Origin of the sequence: Xanthomonas nasturtii (assembly GCF_001660815.1) — a bacterium.
Classification (GTDB): domain Bacteria; phylum Pseudomonadota; class Gammaproteobacteria; order Xanthomonadales; family Xanthomonadaceae; genus Xanthomonas; species Xanthomonas nasturtii.
In genome coordinates this window covers 22,807-30,353 of record NZ_LYMI01000047.1, presented here as the reverse complement: position 1 = coordinate 30,353, position 7,547 = coordinate 22,807, and the positions used below count along the sequence as shown (strand labels likewise).

The window sequence follows — 7,547 nt, the reverse complement described above, 5'->3', positions numbered from 1 at the left end:
TTGATCGCCACGCCGCTTTCGGCCTCACGCAGAAAGCCGATGACCTGCTCGTCAGTAAAACGCTTCTTCACGTCCAATCTCCTTCGGGTAGGGAATTGGACTCCAAACTGCGGCGCTACTCAAAATCGGGGGAACGTCGCACCAGCGTCAACATGCCATCGGCAACAGGCACCGGAACGCCAAGCGTGAGATCAGTCTGCTGGGACCAGCCGCCGCCGAGCACGGTCGTCCCGACGATCAGCCGCCCTGCGTGAATACATTGGACATCAGCCGGGCAACGGCTGTCCTCAATCACTTGGTCGGGACGGACCTTGGGCCCGTCAACCGCCGCAACTTCTCCCAGGCGCACGGGGCCTTCGATGGGCTGGCTAGTGAAGGGGCCAGCCGTCGCGCATCCCGTAATTGATATGACCACCAATGCTGCAAACACTCGCACTTGCATTCGAAGAGCCAGAGCAGCCTTTAACTGAGCGTTTCGCATGGTTGGCCGCAAGTCCGTAGATGGTTTGAGTGTCCCATAGCTTTACGACACCCGGTTGAGCTGCGTGCCTGAGACTAGTGCAGCCGAAATGCTGTGAGCACGGGCATTTCTTGTGAGCGGACGCTTACGGCATGAACAAGTTGGCGGTCGGCAAAAATTGCACGCCAGCAGCATGCAGCCCTCTTGGCGCCTCAACCACCGGCATGGCAATAGCTCATCACTACTCTCTACCAGCGCTGGGCCTCTCAAAGGGACCTTAGCTTCGCTGTCCCGACCGCAAGGACAATGCCTCCTTCTCGTCGCTGGCGCTTTGTTGCGGCCCTTCACTGTGCGCCGCTTGCGCGGTGCCCACTCCCGGGTGCGGTAGGGCCGGACGCTTCGCCTGTCGGTTCCCACGAGGCGCACAACGCGCTGGTGGAGAAGAACCGATGAAGCGCACCCGAGACATCAAGGCTCAATACCAACTCCAGATGGACGAAGAGGGCATCTTGCTCGCCGCAGCAACCATCCTGGAACAGCGCCTTCAACGCCAAGGCCGCATCCACAGCCCAGAGCAAGCCGGTGACTACTTGATTGCCCGCTGCGCTCACCTGCCACACGAAGTCTTCGGGGTCGTCTTCCTGGACATCAAGCATCAGATCTTGGCAACCGAACATCTCTTCTTCGGCACCATCGACGGCTGCGAGGTGCACCCTCGGGTGGTCGCCAAGCGCGCCCTGGACTTGAACGCTGCTGCCGTCCTCCTTTTCCATAATCACCCAAGCGGCAATCCGGAGCCAAGCGAAGCTGACCGCAAGGTCACCGAGCGCCTGCATCAGGCTCTGGGCCTTCTCGACATCGGGGTGCTGGACCACCTGGTGATCGGCGGGCGGCAGCACACCAGCCTTGCAGCAAGAGGGTGGGCGTAGCCCCCCTCTCTTTCGTCGTTCGGTAGCAGAAGACCACCCAGTGCGCCTGATCTTGCAAAAGATATGGCGCTACGCTTGAGTCCGGTCTTCAAGCTTCTTCCGCTGCTTACGCCATTACGGCAAGATCCAAATGAGAAATCGAAGGAGGGAGTTATTGATGAGCCAGGATGCGATCCAGCTGTTTCAATGCTTGGGGAAGCATGATGTCTGAGCGGGTTGAGAAGCTTTTTGATGGGTCCGACGCGCTGTTGGATGGCTTGGGGCCGATCACAGCGGCTCCGCCGTTTGATCAAACGGCCAAGCTGCAAGTCTGTCGCACACTTTGTTTGCTTTCGATTGAACATGCCGCTGCGATTCGCTGCCTTCTCGCGGCTGGTGCTGAGCCCTCCACCTTGGTCATTCATCGTGCGCAGTTCGAAGCACTGGTGAGAGCCGTGTGGGTCCTTTACTGCGCGAGTGATACTGAGGTGGCCTGCTTGCAGGAAGAGCTGACACCGACAAGTGAATCACTAGCGGCTCGTTTGCCCATGCTATCCAAGATGCTTCAAGCTCTGGAAACGGTGAAGCAGGCATCCGAGCCACTGCGGGCGTTTTTGGAGTTCAAGCAATACTCTTGGGCGGCACTCAACTCGTTTGTCCACGCGGGTGCACATGCACTTCATCGATTGCGAACGGGCTTCCCGCTTGAACTCGTGGAGCTGGTTGTCAAACAAAGCAACGCGCTCGTGGTGATGGCCCACATGCAACTTGCGATCACTACAGGTAGCCAAAACGCGGTGCGATGGGTTGTCAAGACGTCGGACGGATTTCCCGCTGTGCTTCCTCCACGAATACGTTAGGATTTTCAGGCAAGCGCCATCGCCAACGGGCTTTCAGGCTGGTGAGTGGCAAGCTTGCGATGCAAGGTTCTCGCAGTAAGGCCTGAACAAGTGAGGGGGTCGGATGACGAACATCGGGAAGGCGGAAAGCTTCGAAGACGGATTTTTACGCGCTGCGCTTGAAGTCATCGCGAAGCGCGATGAGCGCAATGCGATCATCAATGCACGAGACTTCCCCAGTCTTCGCAAGATGCTTGATCAATCCCTGGGCACAACGCGCTTTACCCAAGCCATGGCGGAGTTCTACCTTGGCATCCCGAGACGCCAATTCGACCAGTTCAAGCGTGAGCACGGCAATCCGTTTCTGATCAGCAAGAGCACGCCACGCTCGATTGCTAAGGTAGAACTCTTGACGTGGTATGCCCAAGTCACCAAAGCGCGCGAAAAGATCCAAGAGCCGATTTCGGGCAAGTTTGGCAGAACGGGGAAGGGCATTCCCTTCATTGTGATTCGCGAGTCGCCCGACAAGATCAAGAGCGTGATCTCGCATGCAGGGATCACAGGCCTCGACATGAGTGCGATTGAAGAAGCCTTCCAGCAGGGAGCGACGATCTTGGCTCTGACCATCGATCAGGTCTTGGAGTTGCCTTGGCAATCAAGCTCTGAGAAGAGGCGCTGGCGAAACGCCTACCGATCCCATCTGATGACGGTCCATGCAGCCAAGATGGCCTTGCTGGATCGCCAGGAGCTGGAAGAGGACACGAAGCCCGTTTAGCGCGCCGGCTGCCCTAAGACATTGACAGTCTGGCGCATCTAGTCACCAGGGTGGCCGGCGACTGATAAATGGTTGTTCAGCGATCCGGGGTGATTTCGGCCTGTAGCGATGCGGCTGCGATGCATAGATTGCGTTCCGAAGCTTGGCAAGTCACCAAGCACGGAGAGCAAGATGAAATACACCATCGAGATTAATGCGTATGCCCAAATCGTCCACTGGGCAACGATTGAGGCGAGCTCGCCAGAGGAAGCACTTTCCAAATGCGATATCAACGCGATTGCTTACAGCGACTTTGATTTCGACCAATGGCAAAGCGCACCTGAGATCCTTCGCATCGAAGATGAAACCGGCTCGCTCATTGCGTGCGACTACGATGACGATGTTCCAGGCATCGATGATCTGTAAGTCCCGTCTGGGCTTCTCCAATCGGCTGACGCTGTCACGCTGCGATCTTGACGAAAGGCGTGATGGCGTTAAGTTGAAGGGGAGGAGAGAAAATGGACCAGACACTTAAAAGAAAGATTAGACAGGCAGTGAAGCAGGGGAGTGAGGCGTATGTGATGTCGCTTTGTCAGGCTCAAAGCGATAGCGATGCTGCAGCACGCTACGCCATTGAGGTGGCAATCACGAGCGGCAAAGAAAGCTTGGTTGATCAACTGGCGCCACTGCTGTCAGAGTCATTTGAGGTCTATCCGCTTGATGTTGCTGCTAAGGCAGGATCACTGCGGGCACTCGAGCAGCTCATGGCATTTTGCGACACAGAGGATGACGAGGCATTGGTGCTTGCTGCCAGGCACGGGCACACGGAGTGCGTCAAACGCCTGCTCAAAGAGTGTAGCCCTCTGCAACATGACTCACTTGCGTTGTATGAGGCCGCGCGCCGTGGTCATGCAGATGTCGTCTTTCAATTGGTCCTGTTCTCAGATGCCAAGGCACAGGACAGTCGAGCATTGATTGCCGCATGCAAAGAAGGACATGTGGAGGTGGTCAAGCATCTGTTGCCTTATTCATCCAAGATCCAATGTGCGCAGCACGGCTTTGCAGCGGCAGCCGAGAACAATCATGTCGAGGTCGTTGAGTTTTTGCTAGAAGCTGGCCTTCCAGATCCGGAAGATACCTTTTCGTTGGGGCTTAACGCGGCAGCTGACAAAGGCCATGAACGCCTGGTGCGCACCTTGCTAGGGGCGATCGTGACAACCCACCGTGCGCCACGTGACTTTGGCGAAGAGGCGCTGCAATCTGCAGCACGAACCGGGCATGTAGGTATCGTCAAGTCCATCTTGGAATTTGCGCACAAGACCGCCTATCCCGAATTGGCTTTGCACGTCGCACTCGAAAATGGCCATGATGAGGTGGCCGATATCTTGGTTCGCCGAGCGAACTTAGATGATGTGCGGGACCTGATCACAGACGAAGCGATTGAGGCGAAGCTTGATGAGGCGATTGCCAGAGTTGATACGGCCAAGCAGCGTAGAGAGCTTCAATCCAACGAGCGCAAAAGGGTGGCACAGAGTGATACGGCAGGGCCGGCGATGATGAACTCATCTCGTAGCGTGCGCTTGTAAGCGGATGTTGTCGAAATAGGACCCGACGTTGTCGGTATCCTCGCACCTCTGCTTCTAAGGACCTGCTCTTCGTATCTCCCAATCGCCACGCGATAGCGTTCGGACCTGATGGAGATCAGTGTCGTAGATGGCGATCAGGTCAGAGCTGCTGGCAATGATGTGGCCTCGGATCTTTCGCTCACCCTTTTCCCAGAGTTCTGAATTGCCTCGCGATACCGGACCAAGGAGGCGACCCTTTTCTGTGTTTGCGTCATCTTTACCAGCATGCTCGCCAAGCAAACCCGGCAAGGTCGCCACCAACAGGCCGACGAGAAATAGTGTCAGTGCGAGATAAACCCCCGAGGCAGCAATGCCTGCCGATGAGGAAATAAGCTTGATCCATGGATGTCGCAGAAAAAAATCCTTAATTCGACCTTCGCTAACTGGTCGAGCGGGCAGCCGGTAGATCAAAACTGCGATCCACACAAAAACAAAGGCTGCTGCTACAGAAAACCAGGGGAACGAGCGAAACATTCCAAGCCCTTGCAGCACGATGGCGTAGTAGCCGCGAACGACCTTCCAGTCGGCCGATTGTGGAAATAAGTCGGCTTGAACTCCCCACGCTTTGAGATAGCTGGTGTAGGCGACATGCCCGCAGCCGTGAAGAACGATTCCAGCTAGTGTTGTCACGGCAGCCAGACTGCCGACGAACCGGGTGATGGACCACGACCTCTTGGAAGATGCACTGTTCGCGTCTTCTGGTGACGGGGTGGAACGCTTCGATCGGACAATTTCGATATGGCGCATAGTTCTCGTAGATCAACTTCGAGATGGGAAGGAGCTGCGTAGCCAACCCATCGCCTCATCAAGGTCTAGGTTAGAGCTGGCATAAGACACTTGAAGCAAGTGGGGCGAAAGCAAACTGTCCCACTTTTGGCTGGCCAGATTTTTCGCACCTGCCAATAGCACTTCAATTGACGGGGTTGGTGTAGCGGCAATCGCTCTGAGCGCTGTCTGGATGTTCTCAAGGGCATTCGGACCCCGCGTGATCTCGACCCCCAGGCGGCTACCCTGCGCCTTGAAGTTCCTAGCATTGAGTAAGCAAGCGATTGCATCGTTGGCCGCATCGCCCAGCCAAGTGAGAAGCAGGATGTCGCTTCCCCTATCCAGAAAGAGTTGATCATCCAAGCCATGGTGCTGGTAGCTGGTCCGTCCTTCGTCGATGAAGCGCTGCGCACACGCATCCACAAACTTTGGCCTCAGTGTTCCCTGATAGATCGCGCGCATGGTCTGACGCACCTTGGTGTGCACGCGTCCGCCGCCGCCGCTGAACAATGGTGGCGCGCCACTCTTGGTGGCAGACACGTAAATCGTCTTCTGGCCTTCGTCGATTTGCTCGACAAGCCAAGTGCGTCCACCAAACAAGATACGCTGGCCGGTCGTGAGCATCTGAGAAACGGGCAGGGTGCCAAGTGGCTTGCCAGCTGCGAAAATCCGGAATTCTTCGTCGACCGTGAACGCTGCATAGAACGAGTAGTGGTTGACGATCCGATCACCGACAGGCCCGTGTAGCAAAAGTCCGGATCCGTCTTGGATCAAGATGTCTTGCTGCCCCAAATGGCGCAGCAGCTCGACAAACGCATCACGAGACACCTGATTAAAAGGAGCATTAGGCGCGCACAGCAATTGAAATGCCTGGGCTGCGGTCAGGCCGCCATACTGGGCAATGGCAGAGAGAAGCTGCTGGATGAAGGTGGAAAGATGCGCACCTTTGACCACAGGCGGCTCATACCATTTCTCGGTTAGCAGCATGACCACGGCCAAAGTCTGGAAGGTATCGAGCCTCAGGCGTGTTCGAAGATCCGCCTGCGAGTCGATGGCATCTTCAATCACATAGCCGCGCAAGATCGCAGCTTCACCTTTGCGTCTTCCGGATCTGCCCATGCGCTGGCGAAGACTGGCAACAGTGGGGGGCGTTCCGATTTGGGCAACGCTCCTGACCGCACCGATATCGATGCCAAGCTCCAGCGTATTGGTGCAGACGGCAGTCGCTGGCTGATTCTTTTGTTTGAGCGCAGCCTCAGTGTCGTAGCGAATTTCTTTGGAAAGGCTGCCATGGTGCGGCCAGAACTCGCGCGCCACACCACCTTTTTCGCAAAGCTCATTAAGCAGGTGGGTATAGCGCTCGACCTCACGGCGGCTGTTGGGAAAGACCAGATTGTTGCTGCCGCGAAGGGTTTTGAACAAATGCTCGGCCACAGCCAATGGCGCTAACTCTTGCTTCTCCTTCTTGTCATCAGCTTCGCTCTTCTGAGGCACAGGTTCTTCAAAGCCCTTGATGATAAGGAGAAGTTCTGACGCATCGGAAGGGGCGTCGACAATCGCGGCGGTCCCCGCTGGACGCAAAAAGCGCGCCGCCGCCTGCATATCACCCAGTGTTGCCGATAGCCCAATGCGAGGCACTTTGCGACCAACGACGGTATCGATCCTGTGCAGCAAGGATTGAAGCTGTTTGCCGCGCTCACTGCCGATGAAGGCATGCAGCTCGTCGATCACAAAGTAAGCCAGCTGCTTGAAGATGCCGGCAATCGAGGTGCCTCGGTTGCACAGCATTGCTTCTAGCGACTCTGGCGTGATTAGAACGACGCCATGTGGTTTCTTGAAAAAGCGCTGTTTGCTTGTGCTGCTGATGTCCCCATGCCACGGCCACACCGGAATGTCGAGGTCTTCGCACAACCGCTCCAATCGACCGAACTGATCATTGATCAAGGCTTTTAAGGGGCTGATGTAAACGATCAAACCTGCTGGGATCTGCTGTTCAAGATAGGTCAGCGCCGGCAGGAAAGCAGCTTCCGTCTTGCCCGAGGCGGTGCTGGCGGCAACGATCACATCTTGATCGGCAGGCAGGATCAGTGGGATGGCCATTTCCTGCACATCCCGCAAGGCTTCCCATTGCTCCGCCCACAAGTAGCGCTGGATGCCTGGCGAAAGAAGAGAGAACGCGCTTGACTGGCTCATCGA

The 7,547-nt window shown here is 56.3% G+C and carries 7 protein-coding genes and 2 pseudogenes; 5 read left to right on the top strand and 4 right to left on the bottom strand.

Annotated elements, in window-relative coordinates:
• Together A7D16_RS24525 and A7D16_RS23800 are read right to left on the bottom strand one after the other, a co-directional pair.
• A pseudogene (locus tag A7D16_RS24525) lies at positions 1–71 on the bottom strand (transposase); the annotation flags it as partial.
• Positions 72–127: 56 nt separating this feature from the next.
• Positions 128–442 (bottom strand): annotated as a pseudogene (locus A7D16_RS23800) (hypothetical protein); the annotation flags it as partial.
• Between the two features lie 467 nt (positions 443–909).
• Here A7D16_RS23800 and A7D16_RS21805 point away from each other — a divergent pair.
• The 5 genes from A7D16_RS21805 (at position 910) to A7D16_RS16545 (ending at position 4,547) form a co-directional block, all read left to right on the top strand.
• On the top strand, positions 910–1,389 hold the full coding sequence (locus A7D16_RS21805) for a JAB domain-containing protein (protein ID WP_082925829.1): 480 nt from the start codon (positions 910–912) through the stop codon (positions 1,387–1,389).
• 200 nt (positions 1,390–1,589) lie between these two features.
• On the top strand, positions 1,590–2,228 hold the full coding sequence (locus tag A7D16_RS16560; protein ID WP_064634357.1) for a DUF6988 family protein: 639 nt from the start codon (positions 1,590–1,592) through the stop codon (positions 2,226–2,228).
• Between the two features lie 103 nt (positions 2,229–2,331).
• Positions 2,332–2,982 (top strand): hypothetical protein, encoded by a 651-nt coding sequence (locus A7D16_RS16555; protein ID WP_064634355.1) that lies wholly within the window; start codon positions 2,332–2,334, stop codon positions 2,980–2,982.
• A 171-nt stretch (positions 2,983–3,153) separates the two neighbouring features.
• Entirely contained in the window at positions 3,154–3,387 is a 234-nt protein-coding gene (locus A7D16_RS16550) for a hypothetical protein (protein WP_064634368.1), read from the top strand.
• Positions 3,388–3,479: 92 nt separating this feature from the next.
• Positions 3,480–4,547: an ankyrin repeat domain-containing protein gene (locus A7D16_RS16545; RefSeq protein ID WP_064634353.1), complete on the top strand. Its 1,068-nt coding sequence runs from the start codon at positions 3,480–3,482 to the stop codon at positions 4,545–4,547.
• Positions 4,548–4,601: 54 nt separating this feature from the next.
• Here the strand turns inward: A7D16_RS16545 and A7D16_RS21800 are convergent, their stop codons facing one another.
• On the bottom strand, positions 4,602–5,333 hold the full coding sequence (locus A7D16_RS21800; RefSeq protein WP_082925828.1) for a hypothetical protein: 732 nt from the start codon (positions 5,331–5,333) through the stop codon (positions 4,602–4,604).
• Positions 5,334–5,345: 12 nt separating this feature from the next.
• Entirely contained in the window at positions 5,346–7,544 is a 2,199-nt protein-coding gene (locus tag A7D16_RS16540; protein ID WP_064634350.1) for a DEAD/DEAH box helicase, read from the bottom strand.
• Positions 7,545–7,547: the final 3 nt, after the last annotated feature.

Bases quoted from the DNA above. Each gene is read 5' to 3' on its own strand.
- A7D16_RS21805 (WP_082925829.1), top strand. From the start codon at position 910: ATGAAGCGCACCCGAGACATCAAGGCTCAATACCAACTCCAGATGGAC.
- A7D16_RS16560 (WP_064634357.1), top strand. From the start codon at position 1,590: ATGATGTCTGAGCGGGTTGAGAAGCTTTTTGATGGGTCCGACGCGCTG.
- A7D16_RS16555 (WP_064634355.1), top strand. From the start codon at position 2,332: ATGACGAACATCGGGAAGGCGGAAAGCTTCGAAGACGGATTTTTACGC.
- A7D16_RS16550 (WP_064634368.1), top strand. From the start codon at position 3,154: ATGAAATACACCATCGAGATTAATGCGTATGCCCAAATCGTCCACTGG.
- A7D16_RS16545 (WP_064634353.1), top strand. From the start codon at position 3,480: ATGGACCAGACACTTAAAAGAAAGATTAGACAGGCAGTGAAGCAGGGG.
- A7D16_RS21800 (WP_082925828.1), bottom strand. From the start codon at position 5,333: ATGCGCCATATCGAAATTGTCCGATCGAAGCGTTCCACCCCGTCACCA.
- A7D16_RS16540 (WP_064634350.1), bottom strand. From the start codon at position 7,544: ATGAGCCAGTCAAGCGCGTTCTCTCTTCTTTCGCCAGGCATCCAGCGC.